This window comes from Rhodococcus sp. 66b, assembly GCF_002076325.1.
Lineage (GTDB): Bacteria > Actinomycetota > Actinomycetes > Mycobacteriales > Mycobacteriaceae > Rhodococcus_F > Rhodococcus_F erythropolis.
On the sequence record NZ_MUZB01000011.1, the window covers coordinates 63,197 to 89,924 of the forward strand.

Here is a 26,728-nt window from a genome sequence, read left to right on the forward strand (position 1 = left end):
TGCGCTCTCGCAGGATCGCCACATGGTTTCCACTCGATATCGAGGCGGTGCGATGTTTCTCTTCAATCCCCGAGCCACAGTTCCCGGCGCTGATCGTCACAACGCTGTGTGGGGGTGGTCGTGATGGATACCGACAAGAGGATCGATCCGCTGACCGGATCGCGAAGCCTGCCGGCAGGGGCGTTTCCCCTGTCAGCGGTGCAGCGCAGTATGTGGTTTGCGCAGCAACTTCACCCGACGGTGCCGTATTTCATTGCGCAGTACATCGAGTTCCACGGCGACCTGGACATGCAACTGCTCAGCCGCGCTGCAGTGGAGGCCGCCCACGAGTTCGAGTCGCCATTTCTGCGGTTGATGTACCCCGATGGTGAGCCGTGCCAGATCGTGGACTTCACGATCGATCCGGGTATCGACTACTTCGACTTCCGCGAGCGTGAGAACCCTCGGCAGGCTGCGTCGGAGTGGATGGACAACGATTACGCGACGACGCTCGACTTGACGCGTGATCGTCTCGTCGAGATGACAATTCTCCAAACTGGCGATCGAGACTACTTGTGGTACACCAGGATTCACCACGTTGCTCTCGACGGATACAGCGGAATGACGATAGTGAATCGCATTGCCGCGATCTACACCGCAGCAGTCGAGGGCCGGGAGCCTGCGGTAAACAAGGCGCTCGACGTCACGACGCTGTCCGAACTCGATCAGAAGTACCGCGAATCGAGTCGGTTCGAGGCCGACCGCGAATACTGGGCCCAGCGAGTGTCCGGCGTCGAGCACGGTTCTACGTTGGCAACGCGTGAGGGACCTCCGACTGCGCGTAGCGAACTCGTCAGTGCCGCGATGTCGGCGAACAGCCTTGCTGCCTTGGACGAGTGGAATTCGCGTTCCGGTGCCACTGCGGCGGCGGTGCTGATTTCTGCACTGGCGTGCTATTTGTCTCGCAACACCGGCTACGACGACGTTCTGATAAATCTGCCGGTCTCGGCGAGGACCACGGCACCGCTGCAACGCTCCGGCGGAATGCTGGTCAACGTCGCGCCCCTTCACATCCACGTCGACCCCGACGAAAGCGTGGACGATCTGGTCGGGCGGGTCCAACTCGAACTCCTCGGCGCGCTTCGTCATCAGCGATGCAGTCTCGAAGACATCAGGCGCGATGCGGGCTTGGCGGTCGGCGATGCACGACTGTCCGGTCCGATGATGAATGTGATGCTCTTCCGGCAGGAGATAACACTGGGATCACTGACCGGCGAGTTTCACATCGTCACGTCGGGGCCCGTCGAGGATCTCCTGGTCAACGTGTACCAGAGTGGCGACCCAGCTCAGACGTTGATCGACTTTCGTGGCAACCCCAATCGCTACGGTCACGACGAACTGGTTGAACACCACCGGGCGTTCACCGAGTTGGTCGCAGAACTGACAGCAGCACCGGCCGGTACGCCGATGAACCGGATTCATCCGGCAAGCGCCGAGGCCGGGGCACGCAGTGCGCAGCGGAGGGAAACCGAAAGGTTCTGGGCTGGATATCTGGGGGACTTCGACGAGGGTTCGGCGCTGGGGCTCGAGCGAATCGACGCAGAATCGGAGCCGACCACTACGAATCGGCTCAGCGTCCCGCTCGATCCCGCGGTCGCCGAACTTGCACGTACGGAAGATGTCTCACTCTTTGCCGTTGTCCACGCGGCATTTGCGGCATTGTTGTCGAGATCGACCGAGCGCCGTGACGTGTTGATCGGAACGAGGACCGAGTGGGGGACTTCGCCGCTGCGCTGCGAGGTCGATCCGGCGGCGCCGTTCGACGAGTTCGTGAGTTTTCTTGCTCGAGAACGCGACACGTTGTTGGTTCGATCGGCGGCAGGTATCCCCGAGCTGCCCGAGTTGCACGTCCATCTCAACGACGGCTCGCAGGAGACCACGATTGCCGGCCTCGATGTGGCGATCGACGTCCACGCGGATACCGGCGCCCTCGAGGTGGCGTACTCCACGCAGCACTACGCCGAATCCACGGTCCAAGCCTTCCTCTCGCGACTGGTGCGGATCCTTGCGGGCGCAGCGGCAGCCCCGCGAACGTCGGTCGGAGATCTCGATCTTCTCGACGAGTTCGAGCGTGAGTTCCTTATGCCGGCACGGGGAGCGACCGCGTCCGCGCCGTTGACCCTGCCCGATATCCTCCGCCGGGCCGCGGCTGTGAACCCCGATGCCCCGGCGCTCGTTTTCGGTGATCGTGAGGTGAGCTACCGGGAACTCGACGCCGAGTCGAACACACTCGCCCGCGAACTGATCAACAGGGGAGTCGGCCCAGGCACCTACGTCGCCCTTGCACTGTCGAGGTCGATCGAATCGGTGACCGCGACGTGGGCAGTGGCCAAGACCGGCGGCGCCTTCCTTCCGATCGATCCGCACTACCCCGAGGATCGTATTCGGCACATGCTCACCGATTCGGGAGCTGTTGTCGGAATCAGCGTGGGGGAGCACCATGCCGGGCTCGCCGATTCGGTGGACTGGCTGCTTCTGGACGAATTCAGCACCGACGAACCGAACGCGTACCGCTCGGACGCACCGCTCGACGATGGCGAACGTCGCTCACGCGTGCGCTACGACGACCCGGCTTACCTGATCTACACCTCGGGATCTACCGGCGTCCCCAAAGGCGTCGTGGTCAGTCACCGCGGGCTGAGCAGCTTCGCCGACGAAGAACGAATCAGGTTCGGAGTCGAACCAGGCGACCGCACCCTGCATTTTTCTTCGCCGAGCTTCGACGCTTCGGTACTCGAACTTCTCCTTGCCTTCGGCGGCGCGGCGACGATGGTGATAGCGCCGCCCACCGTGTACGGCGGCGACGAACTGGCCCAGGTGATGCGCGTCGGCCGGGTGACACACGCTTTCGTCACCCCGGCCGCGCTGGCAACTGTTGATCCCGCCGGCCTACCGGATCTACGAGTGGTCGTGACCGGCGGCGACGCCTGCTCGCCCGCGCTGGTAGATCAGTGGTCACACGGACGCTCGATGTTCAACGCGTACGGACCGACCGAAACCACCGTCGTCGCCACCCTGACCGGACCGCTGAGCAGCGATGTTCCCGTCACGATCGGAAAGCCGATGCGCGGCGCCGCGGCCGTCCTCCTGGATTCGCGGCTTCAACCGGTGCCGATCGGTGTCGCCGGCGAACTCTATGTGAGCGGTATCGGTTTGGCGCGTGGATACCACGCGCGAGCCACGATCACGGCCGAACGATTCGTCGCCGACCCCAACGGCGTTGCGGGAGAGCGCATGTACCGCACGGGTGACCTCGCGCGGTGGAACGGCGCGGGTGAGCTGGAGTACCTCGGACGGAGCGACTTCCAGATCAAGATCCGCGGTTTCCGCGTCGAACTCGGCGAGATCGACGACGTACTGCGCCGCCATCCGAGCGTCGCGCAGGCCGTCACCGCCGGAGTTTCGGGCCCGAGTGGGGAAACACTGTTGGCGGCGTACGTCACGGCGGCTGAGGGCACGCACATCGACAACTCCGAATTGATCGCCCACGCCGGATCCTCGTTGGCAGCGCACATGGTTCCGTCGCGGATCGTCGTACTCGATTCCATTCCACTGACTCCCGCCGGAAAGATCGACAGGAAAGCATTACCGGACATCGATTCGGCTGGCGGCACGGCCGAATACCGTGCCCCCGAGACCTCGACCGAGAAGCGAATTTCTGCGGTGTTCTGCGATCTGCTCGGCATCACCAGGGCGGGAGCAGACGACAGTTTCTTCGACCTCGGCGGTGACTCGCTGATCGCGACCCGAGTCGTGTCGAGGGTCAACGGAGCACTCGGGACGACGCTGAGCGTTCTCGACCTCTTCGAGGCGCCGACCGTCTCCGCTCTGGCTGCTCGCGCAGACCTCGCGGACTCGCGGAACACGCGCGCCCCAGCACTGACGCGTATCGATCGCCCTGACCGGATACCGGTATCTCTGGCTCAGCAACGTATGTGGCTGACCAATCAACTCGATCCGAGTTCGCCGGCGTACAACATTCCGATCGCGGTTTCGATGACCGGCGATCTCGACGTCGACGCACTGTTCACCGCACTGCGGGACGTGATCGTTCGGCACGAGGTCTTGCGGACCGTTTTCCCCGAGAGCGCCCGTGGTCCGGTCCAGCACGTTCTCGGTGTGGACGAGATGTTCGATCATCTCGAGGTGGAAACGGTGCCTGCCGCAGCGGCCGCAGCGCGGGCGAGCGAACTGGCACGAACGGGATTCGACGTCAGCGAATCGGTGCCGATCCGCGCCACTCTGCTCGAGGTGAACGAACGCGAGCACACGCTGGTCCTCGTCGTTCACCACATTGCAGCGGACGGCCTGTCGATGGCGCCGCTGGCTCGTGACGTGATGGTCGCTTACGCGTCGAGGGCGAGCGGGCGTGTACCGGCGTGGTTGCCGCTCGAAGTGCAGTACGGCGATTTCAGCGAATGGCAACGAGGAGCGCTCGGCGAAGCGTCCGACCCGGATTCGATTCTCGCCGAGCAGTTGCGGTTCTGGTCGCACACGCTCGCCGAACGCGGTGAGCTCGCGGAACTGCCGATGGATCACCCGCGGCCTGCAGGTGTCTCGCTGCGCGGTGGAGATCTCGATTTCCGGATCGACTCCGCGACGTACCGCCGGGTCGGCGAGATCGCGGCGCGATGCGACGTCAGCGTGTTCATGGTGATCCACGCCGCGCTGGCCGTCCTGCTCAGTCGAGAATGTGGAGCGAACGACATCACGATCGGCACCCCGGTGGCCGGGCGTAGCGAGCGCGCCCTCGACGACGTCGTCGGAATGTTCGTCAACACGGTGGTGCTGAGGACGGTTCTCGACGGGGGACTCACCTTCGGTGAAGTTCTCACCCGCGTCCGGGACGTCGACGTGGCGGCCTTGCAGCACACCGAAGTGCCGTACGACGTACTCGTCGAATCCCTCGCAGAGCGCCAGGCACCGCTGTTCCAGGTCATGTTGGTGATGCAAGGCGCTGCTCCCGCCGAGGTCACCTTGCCCGAGCTCGACGTCACTGTTGACGAACTGTCCACGGGTGCAGCGAAGTTCGATCTTCAGGTCATTCTCACCGACCGCGGCGACCATCTCGACGGCCAGTTGAACTATGCCAGCCAACTTTTCGACTCGGACACCATGTCGGGCCTCGCTGATCGCTTCACGATGCTCCTCGACGCGGTAGCGGCCGACCCCGAATCAATCGTCGGCGACGTCGATCTCACAGCTGTGGGCGAGGCGGAACTGGTCCTCGAGCGCTGGAATGCCACCGAACACGCCGTACCGATCACCACCCTCTCCGACCTGGTGGCGGAGCAGGCAGCCCGGACGCCCGAGGGGGCCGCGCTCATCTACGGCGAGCGGACACTGACGTATGCGGAGTTCGACGCGAGGGTCAGTGAACTTGCCAGAACCCTCATCGCCCACGGTGTCGGCCCGGACATGCGCGTCGCGGTGTCGATTCGCCGGTCACCCGAACTACTCGTCGCGGTCCACGCCGTGATCCGTGCCGGTGCAGCGTATGTCCCGGTGGACCCCGACCATCCGGCCGAACGTATCGCGTACGTCTTCGACATCGCCGCACCGATCTGTGTGCTGAGCCGGCCCCAGGACCACGGCGCACTTCCCGCGCGAGTCCCGATCGTCGACGTCGATCTCGATCGTCCCGTGTCCACGACGGTGCCGATCACCGACGCTGATCGGATCCGACCCCTCCTCCCGGACAATGGTGCATACGTGATCTTCACGTCCGGATCGACCGGTCGGCCGAAAGGCGTTGCAGTATCACACCGTTCGATCGTAAATCGCCTTCTGTGGATGCAAGACGCGTACCCACTTCACGCGTCGGACGTGGTGCTGCACAAGACTCCGGTGACCTTCGACGTCTCGGTGTGGGAACTGTTCTGGCCCCTGCAGACTGGTGCGCAGTTGGTGATCGCGGAACCGGAGGGGCACCGTGATCCCGGGTACCTGTCGGCGTTGATGGCCGAAAAAGGCGTCACGACGGCGCACTTCGTTCCGTCGATGCTCGCGGAATTCGTCGCGGTCGCGACTGCCGGGCAGTGCGCAAGCCTGCGTCAGGTGTTCTGCAGCGGTGAAGCTCTCGCTCCCACCACCGCGGAGGTGTTCACCCGTCTGAGTTCTGCAGGGTTGTTCAACCTGTACGGACCCACGGAGGCTGCCGTCGACGTGAGCGCCGCCGAATTCACCCCAGACATGACCGTCACCGTTCCCATCGGTGCTCCTGTGTGGAACACCCAGCTCTATGTCCTCGACGGGCGGCTGCATCCCGTTCCGGTCGGCGTTCACGGCGAGCTGTACCTGGCGGGAGTGCAACTGGCGCGTGGATACCTCGGGCGCAGCGATCTCACCGCCGACAGATTCGTGGCCGATCCGTACAGCCCGGCTGGCACCCGGATGTACCGAACCGGTGATGTCGTCCGGTGGCGCGCCGACGGGCTACTCGACTACGTCGGTCGACGCGATTTCCAGGTCAAGATCCGCGGCCAGCGCATCGAGCTCGCCGAGGTCGAAGCAGCGTTGCTCAGGCTGCCCGGTGTCACGCAAGCTGCTGCTCTCGTCCATCACGACGACGTGGTCGGTGACAGCTTGGTCGGCTACGTCATCGCCGAGACCGGCACCTCGATCGACACGGACGGCATGCGCGCCGAGTTGAGAGGTCTCCTTCCCGCCTACATGGTTCCCGCAGTGGTCATCGCCCTCGACGTGTTTCCGCTCGGCTCGACCGGCAAGCTCGATCGGAAAGCTCTGCCCGCTCCCAGCTTCGACAGCTCGCAGACGTATCTGGCGCCGCGAACACCGCTCGAAGCACAGTTGGCGGCGATCTTCGAGGAGCTGCTGGAATCCGGGGCAGTCGGTGTTCACGACAACTTCTTCGAGATCGGCGGAAACAGTCTCGTCGCTGCCCGAGCCGTGGCGCGCGTGAACGATTCACTGTCGTTGAACCTGTCGATCAGAGAGTTGTTCGACGCGCCGACCGTTGCGCAGTTGGCGGTCGAGTGCGCCACGGCGCGAGGGGGAGCAGCCGTTCTTCCGCTCGAGGCGTTGCCGCGGCCGCAGTCGATTCCGCTGTCGCTGGCCCAGAAGCGCATGTGGTTCGTCAATCAATTCGACGTCACCTCCGCGGCGTACAACGTGGCCATAGCGATCAGGCTGAGAGGCCGGTTGGACGTTGCGGCCTTGGAAGGCGCGATCACCGATGTGCTCGATCGCCACGAATCGCTGCGCACGCTGTTTCCCATGATCGAGGGAGTGCCGGCGCAGGTGATCGTGGAACCCGTTGAAGCGTTGGGGTCGCTACCGATTGTCGGCGCGAGCACCGAAGCGGTACTCGGGGAGATCGAACGCGTCACCGCGAGGGGCTTCGACGTGACGCAGGCTCCACCGATCAGGGCCGAACTGATCGAGGTCGACGCAGAAGATCACGTCCTGGCTGTGGTCGTCCATCACATCTGCGCCGACGGATTCTCGATGGCACCGTTGGCGTTCGACGTGATGAGCGCGTACTCGGCACGGCATCGAGGTGAGGCACCCGACTGGTCTCCTCTCCCGGTCCAGTACGCGGACTTCGCGATCTGGCAGGAAAGGGCTCTCGGACGGATAGACGAAGCGGAGAGCACCCTCGCCGGCCAGCTCGAGTACTGGACACGTCAGCTGGCAAGTGTGCCCGAGCTTCTCGCGCTCCCCGCAGATCGCCCGCGGCCGCGTGTACAGGATCTCTCGGGCGGCGTCGTTCGATTCGACATCGATGCCGGCATCCATCGTCGTCTGAGCGAAACCGCGATCGAACACCGAAGCAGTATGTTCATGGCGATACACGCCGCGTACGCGGTGCTCGTGGCCAGATTGTCCGGCATGGAAGACATCACGATCGGCTCACCGATCGCCGGACGCGGAAATGCCCTCCTGGATCCGATGGTCGGTATGTTCGTCGGAACGTTGGTGCTGCGCGCCGACGTCGACCCCGCAGCCTCGTTCACCGATCTGTTGGCCAGAGTTCGCAGCACCGACCTCGACGCCTTCACTCACGCAGACGTCCCCTTCGAGCGCGTCGTCGATGCGCTCGCTCCGGAGCGGTCGACTTCGCATTCACCGTTGTTCCAGGTGATGCTGGAGTTCAAGAACACCAGTCGACCAGCAGTTCGTCTGACGGACCTCGAGGTCGAGGTCCTCGAACTCGAATCCGCCGTCTCGAATTTCGATCTGCAACTCACGCTTGCCGAGACATTCGACGAGGAGGGCCGGCCGGCGGGAATCGAGGCCGGGTTCACCTACGCGAGCGCCCTGTTCGACGAGTCGACGGTCGAAGGCTTCGCTCGATATCTAGTTCGGATCCTCGGTGCGGTGACCGAATCCCCGCACACGCCGGTCGGCGACATCGATCTCGTGGTCGACACCGACACGATCAGCGTCGTGCCTGCACCGGAACTTCCCGGCCAGGTTCACTTCTCGACGTTGCTCGAGCGGAAGTACGTCGACGAACCGCAGAGAACTGCACTGATTTTCGGCGACCGACATCTGACGTACTCCGATCTGGACCGCCGGGCCAATCGGCTTGCACGACTGTTGATCGGCCGCGGGGCAGGTCCGGAATCCGTTGTCGCCCTGGCATTGCCACGCTCACTGGAATCCGTGGTCGCGATCTGGGCGGTTGCCCGGACCGGCGCCGCATTCGTACCCGTCGACCCGGCGTACCCCGTCGACCGCGTACATCACATGATCAACGACTCGGGAGCGGGCGTCGTCCTCACCACCGCCGAGCATGTGGGTGTCGTCCCCGACGAGGCAGACGCAGTTCTGCTCGATCAGGCCGAGACACTGGCAACCCTCGAACAGTTCGGAGATCAGCGGCTGGAGGCCTCGGAACTGGCGGGGACGGTGTCTCTGGACAATCCCGCCTATGTCATCTACACCTCCGGTTCCACCGGCGTCCCCAAAGGTGTCATGGTCACTCACCGTGGGCTTTCGGCACTCGCCGAACAGGAACGTACTCGATTCGGGGTGGAATCGACTTCGCGCACGCTGCATTTCAGCTCACCGAGCTTCGACGCCTCGATTCTCGAACTCCTGATGGCCGTTGGTGCCGGGGCCACGATGGTCATCGCTCCACCGAGCATCATCGGCGGAACCGAACTGACGAGCCTGATCGCCGATCAGCACGTCACGCACGCCTTCATCACCCCGGCCGCTCTGGCCACGGTCGATCCGAGCGAACTGAACGAGCTGGTTTGCATCGGAACCGGTGGCGACGTCTGCCCGCCCGATCTCGTCGCCGCCTGGGTCAGTGATCACCGGATCATGATCAATGCCTACGGACCGACCGAATCGACGGTCGTCGCCAGCATCACCGAGCCGATGTCCCCGGCCGATCGAGTGACGATCGGTCGCCCGTCGAGAGGCATCACTGCGTGGGTCCTCGACAATCGCCTGCACCGCGTCCCGGTCGGAGTGACGGGGGAACTGTACGTCAGTGGCGACGGACTCGCCCGCGGTTACCGCAACCGCGCCGGCACCACCGCCGAACGTTTCGTGCCCAATCCCGCGGGCAGTGCGGGCACACGGATGTACCGCACCGGCGACCTCGCCAGGTGGAACAAGAACGGCGAACTCGAGTACCAGGGCCGAGGTGATTTCCAGGTCAAGATTCGTGGGTTCCGCATCGAACTCGGCGAGATCGAAGCAGTTCTGGCTCGTTACCCCGGGGTCGCGCATTCCGTGGTGACCACGCTCGAACGTGACGGAGGCGCCGCGCGAATCGTCGGATACGTCGTGCCCGCCAACGATGCTCAGACTGTGGATCCCGAGGCCGTCATCGCGTTCGCGGGTTCGGCTCTGGCCCCGTACATGGTTCCCGCGACGGTGGTCGTGCTCGACGAACTGCCGATGACTGCCAACGGAAAGCTCGACCGCCGAGCCCTGCCGGTTCCCGACCTGCGAGCAACCCAGGCACGCTCGCGGGCTGCCGAGTCCGATACCGAGCGCACGCTGGCCGCCTTGTTCGTCGATGTCCTCGGTGTCGAATCGGTGGGCGTCGACGACTCGTTCTTCTCGATGGGCGGCGATTCGATCATGTCGATTCAGCTCGTCGCCCGTGCCCGCGACGCCGGGCTCGTGTTCACCCCGCGTGACGTCTTCGAGGTGAAATCGGTCGCCGGTCTTGCGGTTTTGCTGGCATCGACCAAGGACGACGAACCCGAGGTGCTCGAGGAACTTCCCGGAGGCGGCGTCGGCCACGTGCCGTTGTTGCCGGTGGCTCAGTGGTGGCTCGACCGGCTCGGCTCCGATCTCCAGGGGCTCGATTCGTTCTCCCAAGCGACTCTTCTCAATGCGCCGCACGGGCTTCGCAGTGCGGAGCAGTTGACCGCAGCGCTTCAAGTCGTTCTCGATCGTCACGACATCCTTCGCGTGCGTCTCGAACTCGACGGCGAGCGCGGGCTCGTTGTCGACGATCCGGGATCTGTTGCAGCCGAGGACATCTGCCGGGTAGTCGAGGTCGAGGCCGAGCCGGGCTCCGCAGTGTTCGACGCGGCGATCGTCGCCGCCCTGGGTGATGCACGTCGAGAACTCGACCCCGTCCGGGGCGAGATGGTGCGGGTCGTCTGGTTGTCCGGCGTACGCAACACCGGCCGGTTGCTCCTGGTGATCCACCACCTCGCGGTGGACGGTGTGTCCTGGCGCGTGCTCGTACCGGAACTTGCGTCCGCTTTCCACCGGATCGACGCCGGCGAGGAGCCGGAGCCGTCGTATTCGGGCACGTCGGTTCGTCGTTGGTCGCATGCGCTCCGTGACATCGCGCCCGATCGAAGAGTCGAATTGCCCCGGTGGCGTTCGATCCTCGAAGGTGACGACCCCCTGATCGGAACCCGGCCGCTGGACCCGCGGCTCGACACGTTCGATTCGGTCGGCCGAGTTGTCGCCGACGTGCCCGTCGAACTGTCCGACACAGTCCTGACCACGCTTCCCGCGCTCTTCGGTGGATCCGTCAACGACGGTCTCGTTGCTGCTCTCGCGCTGGCACTGACGCAGTGGAGGCAGGCACAGGGCATACGAACCGACAACGTGCTCGTCTCGATGGAAGGTCACGGACGCGAGGCTCACGTGGTGCCCGGTGCGGACGTCCTGCACACCGTCGGCTGGTTCACCAGTGTCTTCCCGATGCGAATCGACCTCGCCGACATCGACATCTCGAACGTGTTGAGCAGCGGCCCCGAGGCAGCGGTGGTTCTCAAGCGGGTCAAGGAAGAACTGTTGGGAGTTCCGGACAGCGGCATCGGGTACGGAGTTCTGCGTTATCTCGACGAGGTGGGCCGAGCGGAACTGGAAGATCTCCGCCAACCGCAGATCTCCTTCAACTATCTCGGTCGTTTCTCCGGCACCGAGGCAGGAGAGTCGCTGGGGGACTGGGCACTGGCCCGTGACGTCGATCTGGAAGCGGCAGCTCGGTCCGAGATGCCCGTGGGTTCGGTCCTGGACGTCAATGTCGTCACCACCGAAATCTCGGGTGCACCGCACATCGGTGCCACTATCGCCTATCCCACCGGCGTGCTGGCAGAGCGCGATGCTCGCGCCTTCGCCGAACTCTGGGTGCAGTCGTTGCGCGCTCTGGCCACCTACGCCGAACACAGCGAACGCGGGGGACTCACACCGTCGGACATCGACCTGATCGAACTGGACCAGGAGTCCATCGACCACCTCGAGCGCGAGTTCCCGACACTGACCGACGTCTGGTCCCTTTCACCGCTGCAATCCGGACTGCTCTTCCACGCCCGCTACGCCGAACACACAGTCGACGCGTACACCGTCCAACTCGCACTCGAACTCGACGGCGTCGACGCGTCCAGGTTGCACCGCGCCGCACAGGCGTTGCTCGACCGTCATGAGAACCTGCGAGCTGCGTTCACGACCGACACCGGTGGGCGATCGGTGCAGGTGATCAGCGCCGACGTGGACGTGCCGTGGACCGAGATCGACATCTCTCCGTTGGCCCCCACCGAACAGGCAACCGAGATACGCGAGCTCCTCCATGCGGATCGGGTGCGAGGCTTCGACATGGCCACGCCGCCCCTGCTGCGGTTCCTGCTTCTGCGAACCGGAGACGACGCGTATCGGTTGATCCTGACCAACCACCACATCCTCCTCGACGGATGGTCGATGCCGCTGCTGGTCCGTGACCTACTGACGCTCTACGCCACCGACAGTGATCACAGTGCCATCCCACGCGTGCACCCCTACCGGGACTATCTGAGCTGGATCAGCACTCGCGACGACAGCGTGTCGATCGAGGCCTGGGGCGAAGCACTCCGCGGACTCGGCGACCCGACGCTGCTCACCGGAACTCACGCCGTCGACGAGGACGGCGCCACCTCACGCTCGACCACCACTGCCCTCGGAGAACGTGAGACGGAACTTCTGCGTGGATTCGTCCGCTCCCGTGGCCTGACGACAGCCTCCTTGATCCAGGTGGCCTGGGGAATCGTGCTCGCCGAACTCCTCGGCCGCGACGACGTCGTCTTCGGTGGAACCGTCTCCGGCCGACCACCCCAGGTGTCCGGCGTCGAGTCGATGGTGGGTTTGTTCATCAACACTGTCCCCGTCCGAGTTCGCCTCGACCCGCGAGAGTCACTGGCAGCGCTGTGCGTTCGTGTCCAAGCGGAACAGGCGCGGTTGTCCGATCACCATCATGTGGGGCTTTCGCACATCACTTCGGCAGTGGGGGCCGCTGCATCGTTCGACACGCTGACTGTGTTCGAGTCGTATCCCGTTGACCGCGGTGGACTCTCCTCGGGCACCGACATCGCCGGAATGCACGTTCTCGACGTCCACGACGCCGAGGATGCCGCGCACTATCCACTCGCGATCGTTGCCTCTGCGGCAGACGGGCGACTGCGGCTCAAATTCGAGTATTTCCCGGGAGTCCTGGGCGATCACGACATCGACGCGATCGCGGACCGGCTACTCCGCACCCTCGAACTGATCACCGCACAACCGGATCTTCCGCTGGCGAAACTGCGTTTGATGCCGGATTCGCAAGTGCAGCAATTGGTTCCCGCGCGCGGCCGGCAAGGCCGCTCGGTAAGGACACTCGATCGCATCTTTTCGGACACCGCGAGCAGATTCCCCGAACGGGTCGCACTGTCCTGTGGTGACAGAAAGATGACCTATCGAGAGCTGGACGAGGCGTCGAATCAGTGGGCGCGCGTGCTCATCTCGGAAGGCGCGGGCCCGGACTCACGGGTGGCGATCTGTGTGGAACGGTCCTTCGAATCCGTCGCAGCGGTCTGGGCGATCACCAAGACCGGCGCCGCCTTCGTGCCGATCGATCCTCGCTACCCGAGTGACCGGATCTCGTTCATGCTCGAGGACTCGGCATCATCGCTCGGAATGACCACGGCTGCACACGCACCGGCCGGCGGTGGCGCAACGAAGTGGCTCGAACTCGACGACCCGGAGAACGCCACTCGGCTCTCCGGAGTGTCCACGTCACCGCTACGCGAAGACGAGCGCCGGGGAACCCCGCGGCTGGAGAACACTGCCTACCTCATCTACACCTCGGGCTCGACCGGCCGGCCCAAGGGTGTCGTCGTCACGCACACCGGTCTCGAGAACTTCGCCGACGAACAGCGTCATCGCTACGGTCTCACGAAGAATTCACGCGCGCTGCATTTCGCCTCGCCGAGTTTCGACGCCTCCGTTCTCGAGTATCTGCTCGCCTTCGCCGTCGGCGGCGAACTGGTCGTAGCTCCCACCACCGTCTACGGAGGGGCCGAACTGGCCGACGTTCTCCGAGAGGGACATGTCACGCACGCGTTCATCACGCCCGCAGCGCTGACGTCGGTGGATCCCGAGGGACTCGACGAACTGACCACCATCACGGTCGGTGGCGAGGCGCCCTCGGCGGACCTGGTGCGCACCTGGGCGCCGGGAAGATCGTTCGTCAACGTCTACGGACCCACCGAAACCACCATCTCCTGCAACCTCAGTGACCCCATTCCAGCCGGTGAGAAGGTCTATCTCGGGCCGCCGAACCGCGGCTTCAGCGAGGTCGTCCTCGATCGCAGACTTCAACCGGTGTCCGTCGGAGTTCCCGGCGAACTGTATGTCGCCGGAGTTGGACTCGCGCGCGGCTATCACGGGCGTTCATCGCTGACGAGCGAACGATTTGTCGCCAACCCGTACGGCGAGCCGGGGGAGCGGATGTACCGCACCGGAGACGTGGTGCGCTGGCGCAGTGACCGCACCATCGAGTACCTCGGACGCAGCGACTTCCAGGTCAAGATCCGCGGGTTCCGTATCGAACTCGGCGAGGTCGACACGGCGTTGGGTCAGCTGCCCGGTGTGGAGTACGCGGTCACATTGGCGGTGCGCGGACCCTCCGACGAGCAGGCCTTGGCGGCATATGTCGTCTGCGACGACGAACGCCCGGTGAGCGCCGAGGACATCCGGGCGGCGGCACGGGAGCTACTGCCGGCACACATGGTGCCAGCGAGCGTCGTCGTGCTCGACGAGCTACCACTGACCGGCGTCGGCAAGGTCGATCGGGCTGCTCTTCCGGCGCCTCGCTTCGACACCGATCCCGAAACACTCGCTGCACCGGCGACCGAGCTCGAACGGCTGGTGGTGGGCGTTTTCGAGGACGTGCTCGGAGTGTCCCCGATCGGTATCGACACTCACTTCTTCGACATCGGCGGAAACTCACTGACCGCGACCCGCGTCATCGCCCGCGTCAACGCACTTCTCGGCACCGACATCGGCGTTCGAGGATTGTTCGAGTCTCCGACAGTTCGGCAGCTGTCTCGTCTGGCGGAGAGTGTCGGCCGCGGCGAGAACCCCAGACCACCGTTGACTCGGCGATCTCGCCCGGATCCACTGCCCGTGTCATTGGCACAGAAGCGGATGTGGTTCCTCAACCAGTTCGACGTGACCTCGCCGGCCTACAACGTTCCCCTGGCAGTGCGCCTCGACGGCGATCTGGACTTCGCCGCATTGCAGGCCGCGGTAGCGGACGTATTGGGTCGCCACGAGAGCTTGCGGACGAAGTTCCCCTCGATCGACGGACAGCCGGTGCAGCAGGTGATGTCCAGCGACGAGGTCATGCCGATCCTGGAGCCGGAAATCGTCACTGCTGCCAGAGTGTCCGATCGAATCCTCGAGCTGGCCTCGGCAGGCTTCGACGCCTCGGCCGAAGTTCCGATCCGCTGCGCGGTCCTGCGCGTCGACGGGGACGAGCGCAGGCACGTACTCGTGATCGTCGTCCACCACATCGTCGCCGACGGGTTCTCGATGAACCCCCTGGCAGCGGACGTGGCAGCGGCATATGCGGCCCGCAGCGCCGGCAGTGCGCCGAGCTGGTCGGAACTGGCCGTGCAGTACGGCGACTTCGCTGTGTGGCAGCACGAAGTGCTCGGCTCCGAGGAAGATCCGGACTCGGCTCTGACCCGTCAGCTCGATTACTGGAAGGACCGACTCGCGGGACTGGGCGAGCCGATCGCCCTGCCGACGTCGTTCCCACGTCCGGCAAAGCCGTCCATGGTCGGCTCTGTTCACCGGTTCGCGGTATCGCCGCAGACCCATCGGGCGCTGACCGATCTGGCCCGCGAGCACGGCAGCACCATGTTCATGGTCGTGCACGCAGCACTGGCGGTACTTGCGGCACGCCTGGCCGGTACCGAGGACATCGCCATCGGTACACCCGTCGCCGGACGCGGAGAGGCCGAACTCGATCACCTGGTCGGAATGTTCGTCAACACTCTTGTGCTGCGGACACAGATCACGCCCGACGCGTCGTTCGAGGACGTACTCGCCCAGGTTCGCGAAGGCGACCTCGGCGCGTTCCAACACACCGACTTGCCCTTCGAAAGGTTGGTCGACGCACTCGCCCCGGAACGCTCGACGTCGCACACTCCGTTGTTCCAGATCCTCATCGAGTTCCGTAACAACGCGCTACCGCAACTCGAACTGCCAGGGCTGTCGGTCTCGGGAGTCGAGTTCGACCTACCCGTCGCCAAGTTCGATCTGCAACTCTCGGTCACCGAGCGTTACGACGCGGATGGCGGAACGGATGGAATCGACGCCGAATTCATCTACGCCACAGACCTGTTCGACGGTAAATTGATCGAATCGTTCTCACGCAGGCTGCTCACCCTCCTCGAGGCGGTCTCCCGAGAGCCGTCGACTCCTACCGGTGACATCGACGTCGTGGGCGCCGGCGAGCGTCGACAGATGCTGACCGAGTGGAACACTCACGCCGAACCGGCTCCGGCCGACAACATCGCGGACCGATTCTTCGAAGCTGTTGCAGCACATCCGTCGTCGACCGCGGTCAACGACAGCGACGGCGCCATGACGTACGCCGAACTGGACGGGCGCGCGAACCGCCTGGCGCGGCTCCTGATCGGCCGCGGTATCGGTCCGGAATCCGTGGTGGCCGTTGCGATGCCCAGAACCACCGATCTCGTGCTCGCCCTCGTCGCCGTCATCAAAACCGGGGCGGCATACCTGCCGGTCGACATCACCTACCCGGCCGAGCGCATGCGATTCCTCTTCGACGACGCGCGGCCGGTATGCCTGGTCACGACCGGAGACTTCCGAAGCGACCTACCTTCGGAGATCATCGAATCCGGCATCGACATCGTCGAACTCGGATCGCCGGAGATCGCTGTACGCCTCGATCACTCCGCGCCACATCGCATCACCGACGCGGACCGGACGACACCACTTCTGCCCGACGCAATCGCGTACATCATCTACACCTCCGGATCCACAGGGCGCCCCAAAGGTGTCCAGGTCAGCCACCGAAACGTCCTGACTCTGATGGACAACACCTCCCCGACATTCGGGTTCGACAACACGGACGTGTGGACGATGTTCCACTCGTACGCATTCGACTTCTCCGTCTGGGAGCTGTGGGGGCCGCTGCTGCACGGTGGCCGGTTGGTCGTCGTCGACTACTACACGACCAGATCGCCGGACATGTTCCACGAACTGCTCCGCCGTGAGCGAGTGACGGTGCTGAACCAAACACCCACCGCCTTCTACCAACTCGCCGAAGCCGACCGTGCGTACTCACCGAACGGCACCGGTCCCGACCTTGCACTACGCTACGTCGTCTTCGGTGGAGAAGCGCTCGATCTCGGGCAATTGCGCAAGTGGTACGACCGGCGGGCCGACACGGCGCCGACGCTGGTCAACATGTACGGGATCACCGAGACGACAGTGCACGTCAGTCGAATCGCGCTCGACCGCAACGACAGCGAGCACGCGTCGGCGAGCATCATCGGGCGAGCAGTACCAGGATTGTCCGTCTACGTACTCGATCGGCGACTGAACCTGGTGCCACCAGGTGTTGTCGGCGAAATGTACGTCGCCGGTGACCAGGTGACTCGGGGATACCTCGGGAAACCCGCATTGACTTCGGTGCGGTTCCTTCCCGATCCATTCGGTAGTTCGGGGGATCGAATGTATCGGAGCGGGGACCTGGCGAGGTGGAACGACGCGGGGCAGTTGGAGTACGTGGGCCGCAGTGATTTCCAGGTGAAGGTGCGTGGTTTCCGCATCGAACTCGGAGAGATCGAAGCCGCAATGCTCCGCTGCCCCGGCGTCGCTGCCTCGGTAGCACTTGTTCGCACAGAGGGAGCGTCACCGCGGATCGTCGGGTACGTGGTCGCCGAAACAGGCAATACCGTCGATTCAGCGACGGTGACCGACTTCGTCGCCGCCGAACTCGCGGAGTACATGGTGCCCACCGCGATCGTCGTCCTCGAATCACTTCCGCTGACGGTCAACGGAAAGCTCGACCGACGCAGCCTCCCGGCTCCGGACTTCACCGTGACGGGAACAACCGAGGCGACGCGGGCACCAGCCACCGCCACCGAAGCGGTCCTCGCGGACCTCTTCGGAGAGGTTCTGGGGCGGGGCGGTATCGGAGTGGACGATTCCTTCTTCGGCCTCGGCGGCGATTCGATCATGTCGATCCAACTCGTCTCACGGGCGAAGTCCGCAGGCCTCATCTTCACTCCGCGGGACGTCTTCGAAGCGAAAACCGTGGCCGGCCTCACCAAGGTCCTCCTCATCGAATCATCGGAAACCGCACCGGTTCTCACCGAGCTACCCGGCGGGGGAGCCGGCCCGCTACCGCTCACACCGATCATGGAGTGGCTCGTCGAACGCAGTCGCGGTGACCTGAGCACGATCCGCAGTTACAGCCAGAGCGCGCTGATCGCACTGCCCGCGGATGTGTCCGGCCCCGCGCTGGAGCGCGCACTACAAACGATCCTCGACCGCCACGACGTACTGCGGGCACGTCTGGAGGCCGCGACTCACCAACTCGAGATCAGCGAACCCGGCACCGTCGCAGCCTCCGACATCTTGCACCGAACCCCCATCGTGTCCACCGGCGGCGAAGAATTCCTGCGCGCGGCAGAAGCCGCGATGCAGGACGCATCCAGCCGACTCGATCCCGAGTACGGCAAGATGATCAGCGCAGTCTGGTTGGATCCGGTCAGCGCGAACGGCAACCGGCCTGAGGCGGGACGGTTGCTCCTGGTACTTCATCACCTCGCGGTCGACGGTGTGTCCTGGCGAATGCTGGTCCCCGGCCTGGTCACGGCATATGCGTCGGCGTTCGACGGCGAAACACCGATTCTTCCGCCCGGCGGAACGTCGATACGTCGCTGGGCGACAGCGCTCGCCGAGACCGCCGCAGATCGACGCGACGAGATCGACCTGTGGTCGAGGATGCGGACCGACGAACCAATGCTCGGAACGCGCGGGCTGGACCCCGCGGTCGACGTCGGAGCCACCGTCGACCGCGTCAGCGTCGACGTACCGACCTCGGTGACCGAGAACATCATCTCGGCGGTGCCACGACATTTCGGAGGCTCGGTGAACGACGGGCTGCTTGCTGCTCTCGCGATTGCCGTCACCGCCTGGCGTCGATCGCGCGGACAGCGCAGCGGGGAAGTGCTCGTCAATCTCGAGGGACACGGGCGCGAGGAGAACGCAGCGCCTGGCGCAGACCTCTCGCGCACAGTCGGTTGGTTCACCACCTTGTTCCCCGTCCGGATCGATCTCACCGGACTCAATGTCGTCGATGCACTGTCCGGGGGATCAACCGCGGCCTCCGCTGTGAAAGTCGTCAAGGAAACGCTGCTCGGTCTGCCGGACAACGGCATCGGGTTCGGGATGCTCAAGTACCTCGACCGAAACGACGAACTACAGGAGTTGCCCACACCTGAGATCTCGTTCAACTACCTCGGACGTTTTGCCGGCTCGGACCCCGAGCACGGCGAGGTGCCGTGGCTGCCGATCTCGGAAGTGACGCTCGACGAAGCGCACAGCGGAGATCTTGCCGCCGCGTCGGTGCTCGACATCAATGCCGTCACCACCGATACCGCGCACGGTCCGATTCTGCGCGCTACGTGGTCCTTCCCCCGCGGCATCCTCAGCGAGGACGAAGTCACGGAACTGGCGGAGCTCTGGTCCCGAGCGCTCGGCTCGTTGAGTGAATACGTGGACGAACACTCCGAGCGCGAGCTCACGCCCACCGATCTCGATCTCGTCACCGCGGATCAGCAGAGCATCGAACAGCTCGAGCGTAGATTCCCCGACCTGACCGATATCTGGTCACTGTCACCGCTGCAGTCGGGCATGCTCTTCCACGCCCAGTTCGACGAAACGGAAATCGATCCGTACATGGTGCAACTGACCCTCGAACTCGGGGGTCGGGTGGAGGCGCCGCGCCTGCGTCGCGCCGCGCAGGCCTTGGTTGATCGTCATCCGAGCTTGCGCGCGGGATTTGTCTCCGCGCCGGGAGGGCGGGCGCTGCAGGTAATCCGTTCCGGTGTCGAGATCGGCTGGGCCGAGATCGACCTGTCCGGGACCGAGGACAGTGAAGTCGCGTTCGCTCAGCTGCTCGAGCGTGATCGCGCTCAGCGTTTCGACATGGAAACAGCACCCCTGATCCGGTTCATGCTCGTACGATTCGGACCGGACACAGCACGCTTCGTCGTGACGAACCACCACATCCTGCTCGACGGCTGGTCAACCCCTCTGTTACTTCGAGACCTGCTCACTCTCTACGCAACCGACGGCGACCCCGAGATTCTGCCCAGAGTTCAGTCGTATCGCGACTACCTCACCTGGATCTCGAAGCAGCACCCCGACTCTTCTCTGCGAGCCTGGCAGGAAGCGCTACGAGGAGTGGACTCATCCACCCAACTCTCGCAAGCGAGCACCGCCGCCGAAACCGTTGCCAGTGACATTCACTCGTACGCGCTGCCGACCGAACGAGCCGAGACCCTTCGGGCGTTCGCGCGAAGCCGCGGATTGACCATGGCAACCCTGGTCCAAGTGGCCTGGGGAATCGTGCTCGCCGAACTCCTCGGCCGCGACGACGTCGTCTTCGGTGGAACCGTTTCCGGACGCCCACCACAGGTGTCCGGTGTGGAATCGATTGTCGGCTTGTTCATCAACACAGTGCCCGTGCGAATCCGCCTCGACGCCCGAGAAACCCTCGCGGAACTGGCCATTCGCGTCCAATCCGAGCAAGCGTCACTACTCGACCACCACCACATCGGACTGTCGGACATCGCGGGAGCAGTGGGCGCCGCCGGTTCATTCGACACCCTGACGGTATTCGAGTCGTATCCCGTCGACGAGGCATCCCTGACCGCCGAAACCGACATCGCGGGAATGCACGTCCTCGGCATCGACGGACGCGACTCGGCGCACTATCCGATTGCCGTTGTCGCGTCGGAAAGTGACACGCTGAACCTGAAGATGGAGTACTTGCCGACGCACTTCTCCGCCCGCGAAGTCGCGAAGATCACCGAGCGCGTGGGCATCGTCCTCGAGCAGCTGGCGTCGGCGCCGGATCAGCCGCTGGCCCGCCTGCAGGTTCTCACGGAGTTCGAGAGCCGTGATCTTGCGCCGGTCTTCGGATCCCCGGGTCGCTCCGCTCGTACGCTCCCGGAAATACTCGCCGACGTCTCCGCCACATATCCCGACCGCATCGCGCTCTCGGCCGGCAGCCGTTCCATGACCTACATCGAACTGGACCGACGCTCGAACCAGTTGGCCAGAGCCATGATCCGCCGCGGCGCCGGGCCCGAGACGTCGGTGGCCATCGGCATCGAAAGATCCGTCGAATCAGTACTCGCGGTGTGGGCAGTGGCCAAGACCGGCGCAGCGTTCGTCCCCGTCGACCCCACCTATCCGGCCGACCGAATCGAACACATGCTCAGCGACTCCGAGGTGTTGTTCGGGTTGACCGTCGTCGACGCCATCGACACATTGCCACCCATCGTGTCCTGGTTGGTGCTCGGAGAGGAAGCATTCGACGACGACGTCGCCACAAGCTGCACGCTGCCGATCGCCCAGGACGAACGGCTTGCACCGGTGGTCATGGACAACGCCGCCTACGTGGTCTACACCTCGGGATCCACCGGCCGACCCAAGGGAGTTGTCGTCACCCACACCGGACTCGACAGCTTCGCGCTCGATCAGCAACGTCGATTCCACGCCGATCACCACTCTCGGACCCTGCACTTCGCCACCCCCAGCTTCGACGGAGCCATCTTCGAGTACCTGCAGGCATTCGGTGTCGGAGCAACCATGGTGATCGTCCCGACCGACATCTACGGCGGCGCCGAACTGGCAAGTCTGATCCGCCGCGAACACGTCACTCACGCGTTCGTCACCACGGCGGCACTCGCCACCGTCGATCCGGCCGGCCTGGACGAATTCCGGCACGTCGTCGTCGGGGGAGAGGCTCTGCCACCGCACCTCGTCGGTCTGTGGGCACCCGGGCGGGAATTCGTCAACGCCTACGGCCCCACCGAGACAACCGTCATGGCAGACATCAGCGAACCCATGACAGTGGGTGCACCCATCACGATCGGTGGCCCGATCCGCGGTGTGCACGAGATGATCCTCGATTCGCGCCTGCAACCGGTGCCCGTCGGAGCTCCCGGCGAGCTGTACATCGCCGGCATCGGCCTGGCTCGCGGATACCACCGGCGTCCCGGCTTGACCAGCGAGCGATTTGTCGCCGACCCCTTCGGCAAGCCAGGCGACCGGATGTACCGCACCGGTGACATCGCCTCCTGGCGAAGCGATCACACCATCGAGTACGTAGGCCGCAGCGACTTCCAGGTCAAGATTCGCGGATTCCGTATCGAACTCGGTGAGGTGGACGCCCAGATCACTGCAATGGCAAGTGTCACGAACTGCGTGACACTCGGCGTCGACGGACCGGCCGGCGCAACGGTTCTCGCGTCTTACCTCACCGTCGAGGAAGGGTCGACGCTGACCGGCGCAGAGATCACCGCGCACCTAGCCGGACGTGTTCCCTCGCACATGGTTCCGGCCAGCATCATGATCGTCGACGAGCTACCGCGCACCGCGGTCGGCAAGCTCGATCGAAAAGCGTTGCCGACCCCGGAGTTCACCGGAACCGGCGTGGAATTCCGGGCTCCCGGCACCAGCCTCGAGCGTCGGATCGCCGACGCCTTCATCGATGTACTCGGCGTCGAGCAGGTAGGCGTCGACGACAACTTCTTCGAACTCGGCGGCAACTCGCTGATCGCCACTCGCGTGGTCTCGCGGCTCAACTCCGCACTGAACATCGACGTCGGGGTGCGCGTGCTCTTCGAGGCACCGACGACAGCTCAGCTCGCCGAACGGCTTTCCGACGCTGTCACTGCCGTCGGCACTGTGCCGCTCACTCCCATGGAGCGCGACGGTAACGTCCCGCTCTCGTTGGCGCAGAAGCGCATGTGGTTCCTGAACCAGTTCGACACACGCTCAGCCGCGTACAACATCCCACTAGCTGTTCGCCTCACCGGTGACCTCGACGTCACCGCCATGCAACAGGCGATCGCCGACGTCGTCGAGCGGCACGAAACCCTGCGGACGGTGTTCCCCGCCGTCGGCGGCGATCCGATTCAGAAAGTGCTCACCGCCGACGAGGCCGTACCGCCGGTTCGTGAAATGACGTTGGGGGAGCACGAACTGGCAGAGCGCATGCAACGACTCGCCACGACCGGCTTCGACGTGTCGGTGGACCTGCCGCTGCGCGTCGCGCTCTTCCGGCTCGACACCGATGAACCCGTTCACATTCTGTTTGTCGTGGTCCATCACATCTGCGCCGACGGTTCGTCGATGGCGCCGCTCGCACGCGACGTGATGACGGCCTACCTGGCGCGCACGGCAGGAACCGAACCCACCTGGGCGCCACTCGAAGTGCAGTACGCGGACTTCACGTTGTGGCAGCACCGCGTCCTCGGATCGGAAGACGATCCGGAATCCGTCATCAGTCGCCAATTGCGCTACTGGAGTGAGCAACTCGCCGGCCTCGACGACGTCATCGCACTGCCCACCGACCACCCGCGGCCCGTGCAACAGACCTTCCACGGCGACCGATTCACCTTCAACATCGACGCCAACACCCACCGCGCCCTCGCGGACCTCACCAGGGCAAACGGAGTGACGATGTTCATGGCTCTGCACGGCGCACTGGCCGTGCTGATGTCGAAGCTGTCCGGCGCCGAAGAGGTCACCATCGGCACACCGATCGCCGGCCGCGGTCAGGCAGCGCTCGACCATCTCGTCGGAATGTTCGTCAACACGCTGGTCCTGCGCACCGGCGTCGACCCCGACATCACGTTTGCCGAACTGGTGGAACACATCCGGGAAATCGATCTGGCCGCATTCCAGAACTCGGATCTGCCATTCGAACGGCTCGTCGACGTCATCAATCCGACCAGATCCACGTCGTACTCACCGTTGTTCCAGGTCGCCCTCGAACTTCAGAACAACGAACCAGCGCATTTCCACTTGCCCGGCCTCGATATCGAAGGCCTCACCGTGGAAACCGAATACGCGAAGGAAGATCTCGAACTGATCGTCGACGAGAAGTTCGACGAGTCCGGCGCCCCGGCCGGGATGTCCGCTGCCTTCGACTTCGCAACCGATCTCTTCGAACCCGCCACCATTCGGCGCTTTGCCGACCGCCTGCGTCTGATCCTCGACACTGTCGGACGCGAACCCGCAACACGTATCGCCGACATCGGCATCCTCGCCGCCGACGAAACAGCAGCCCTGGTGCCGGCATCCGGTGCAGCAGCGACTCGCGTGCAGGTGTGGCCGGAGATCCTCGCCGAGGCAGTCGCCTCGAACCCGGATGCTCCAGCTCTCTCGAGTCGCGAGGGGTCGATGACCTACCGCGAGCTCGACGAGGAATCGACGAAGCTGGCTCGAGCGTTGTGCCGGCGCGGTGTCGGACCCGAAGATTTTGTGGCGCTGGGTCTGCCGCGGTCCACGGCGGAGATCGTCGCCATCTGGGCGGTTACGAAAACCGGAGCAGCATTCTTGCCGGTCGACCCGAACTATCCAGACGATCGCATCAACCACATGCTCGACGATTCGCGGGCCGTACTCGGCATCACCGACGACGCTCACCGCAGTCAACTTCCCGACACGGTCGAGTGGATGGTCCTCGATGAAGCGCAGACCGTCGACGAGATCGACGGCCAGAGCGCCGCCGCGATCACCGACCTCGACCGCACGATCCCCTTGCATCACGGGCATCCCGCGTACCTGATCTACACCTCGGGTTCAACCGGGAAGCCGAAGGGCGTCATCGTCACCCACCTCGGTTTGTCCAACCTCAACGCGGAGGAACATCAGAGATTCAACGTCCAGCCCTATTCGCGTATCTCTCACTTGGCATCACCGAGCTTCGACGCCTCGGTCTTCGAACTCATGATGGCGTTCGGCAGCGGAGCCTGCCTGGTCGTCATCCCACCCACGGTCTTCGGCGGATCCGAACTGGCCGAAATCTTTGCCGACGAACACGTCTCACACGCGTTCATCACGCCGACCGCGCTCAGCTCCATCGAAAGCTCCGCGCTGCCAGAACTCCGCGTGCTCGCAGTCGGTGGCGAAGCCTGCCCACCCGAACTCGTGGACATCTGGGGCCGAGACCGCCGCATGTTCAACGGATACGGACCTACCGAATCCACCATCCAGGCCAGCGTCAGTGAACCCATGCGGCCGGGCAAGGACATCAACATCGGCCGACCGGCCATCGGCTTTGCCGGCCTGGTCCTCGACGGGCACCTCAAGCCCGTGCCAGTGGGAGTCATCGGGGAGCTGTACGTGACCGGCCCCGGACTCGCCCGCGGGTACCACAATCGTCCCGACCTCACCGCCGACCGATTTGTCGCCGATCCGTTCGGCGAACCAGGCCAGCGGATGTACCGCACAGGCGACCTGGTGCGCTGGCGCTCCGACAGCACCCTCGAATACCTCGGCCGCAGCGACTTCCAGATCAAGGTCCGCGGATTCCGCATCGAGCTGGGCGAAATCGACTCAGTCCTGATGGCACACCCATCCGTCTACTTCGCCGCAACACTTGGGCACGAAGCACCGTCGGGGGAGACGATGATCGCCTCCTACATCCAGCCTGTGGAAGGACAGACCGTCGACGACTGGGAGCTTCGCCGCCACCTGTCTTCTCGCCTGCCTGCGCACATGGTTCCCGGCGCGATTGTCGTCGTCGACCGAATTCCGGTGACACCGGTCGGCAAGCTGGACCGTAAAGCACTGCCGACGCCGAGCTTCGAGCGTCGTACAGTCCCGTACGCGCCGCCGACCAATGACACCGAACGAACGGTCGTCGACATCTTCGAGGCAGTGCTCGGTCACGAGCACATCGGTGTCGACGACGACTTCTTCGAACTGGGAGGAACGTCGATCGTCGCCACTCGAATAACCATCGAACTCGAGAAGCGCCTCGGGATGCGAGTGCCGTTGCAGTCGCTTTTCCTGGATCCGACACCGGCCGGTGTCGCCCGTGCGGCCGACGGAATGGACGCACACTCGCCGGACGATTCTTCGGATCTGCTCGCCCCGATGATCACGCTGCGCGCCGGATCCGATCGAGCACCACTGTTCTTCGTCCATCCGGGTATCGGATTGTCCTGGGGTTATGCAGAATTCGTCAAGCACCTCGAGCTGGATCAACCCGTATACGGTCTTCAGCTACCGTCCCTGAGCGGAGGACCCAGCTTCGACTCGCTGACCGAACTCGCCGACGACTACGCGAATCGCATTGCAGCCGTGGCATCGACCGGCCCGATCCATCTGGCCGGCTGGTCGCTCGGCGGCGTCATCGCACACGCCGTGGCGCACAGTCTCACTCGGAGCGGACGTGACGTGACGTTGTCGATCCTCGACAGCTATCCGTCGTCGGATTCCGATCAGCCCGCAGAACTCTCGGTCTCCGAGCTACTGGCCGGGCTCGCGATGCCGGCGGGATCCAAGCCCGTCGAAACCTTCGAAGAAGCGGCGGAATTGCTGGAGCAGACCCTGGGCGCCGGAATCGGAATCGAAGCGGAGCATCTAGCGCGGATCAGTCGCGGTTACTCCCACTCCGTCGAATTGACGAATCGGCACCAACCGCCTGTCCACCTTGGAGCCATCGACTTCTTCGTAGCCGGAAGATCTACGGAGAACGGACACGACGTGGCCGAATGGCGAAGGTTTGTGCAAGGCGACATTCGAGTCACCGAAGTCGATTGTGAACACAACCAGATGATCGAACCGGGTCCGGCGGCAACCATAGCTGTACGATTGCGGGAAGTTATCGCTCAGTGGGGTGTCTGAACCAGGTTCGACATGGGTATGAGTGAAA

Annotated in this window: 1 protein-coding gene; it reads left to right on the plus strand. The window is 64.2% G+C overall.

Annotated elements, in window-relative coordinates; genetic code table 11:
• The first annotated feature begins 123 nt into the window (after positions 1-123).
• Complete coding sequence (locus B0E55_RS20825; protein WP_080910444.1) at positions 124-26,700, plus strand: non-ribosomal peptide synthetase; 26,577 nt, start codon at positions 124-126, stop codon at positions 26,698-26,700.
• The last annotated feature ends 28 nt before the right edge of the window (positions 26,701-26,728 follow it).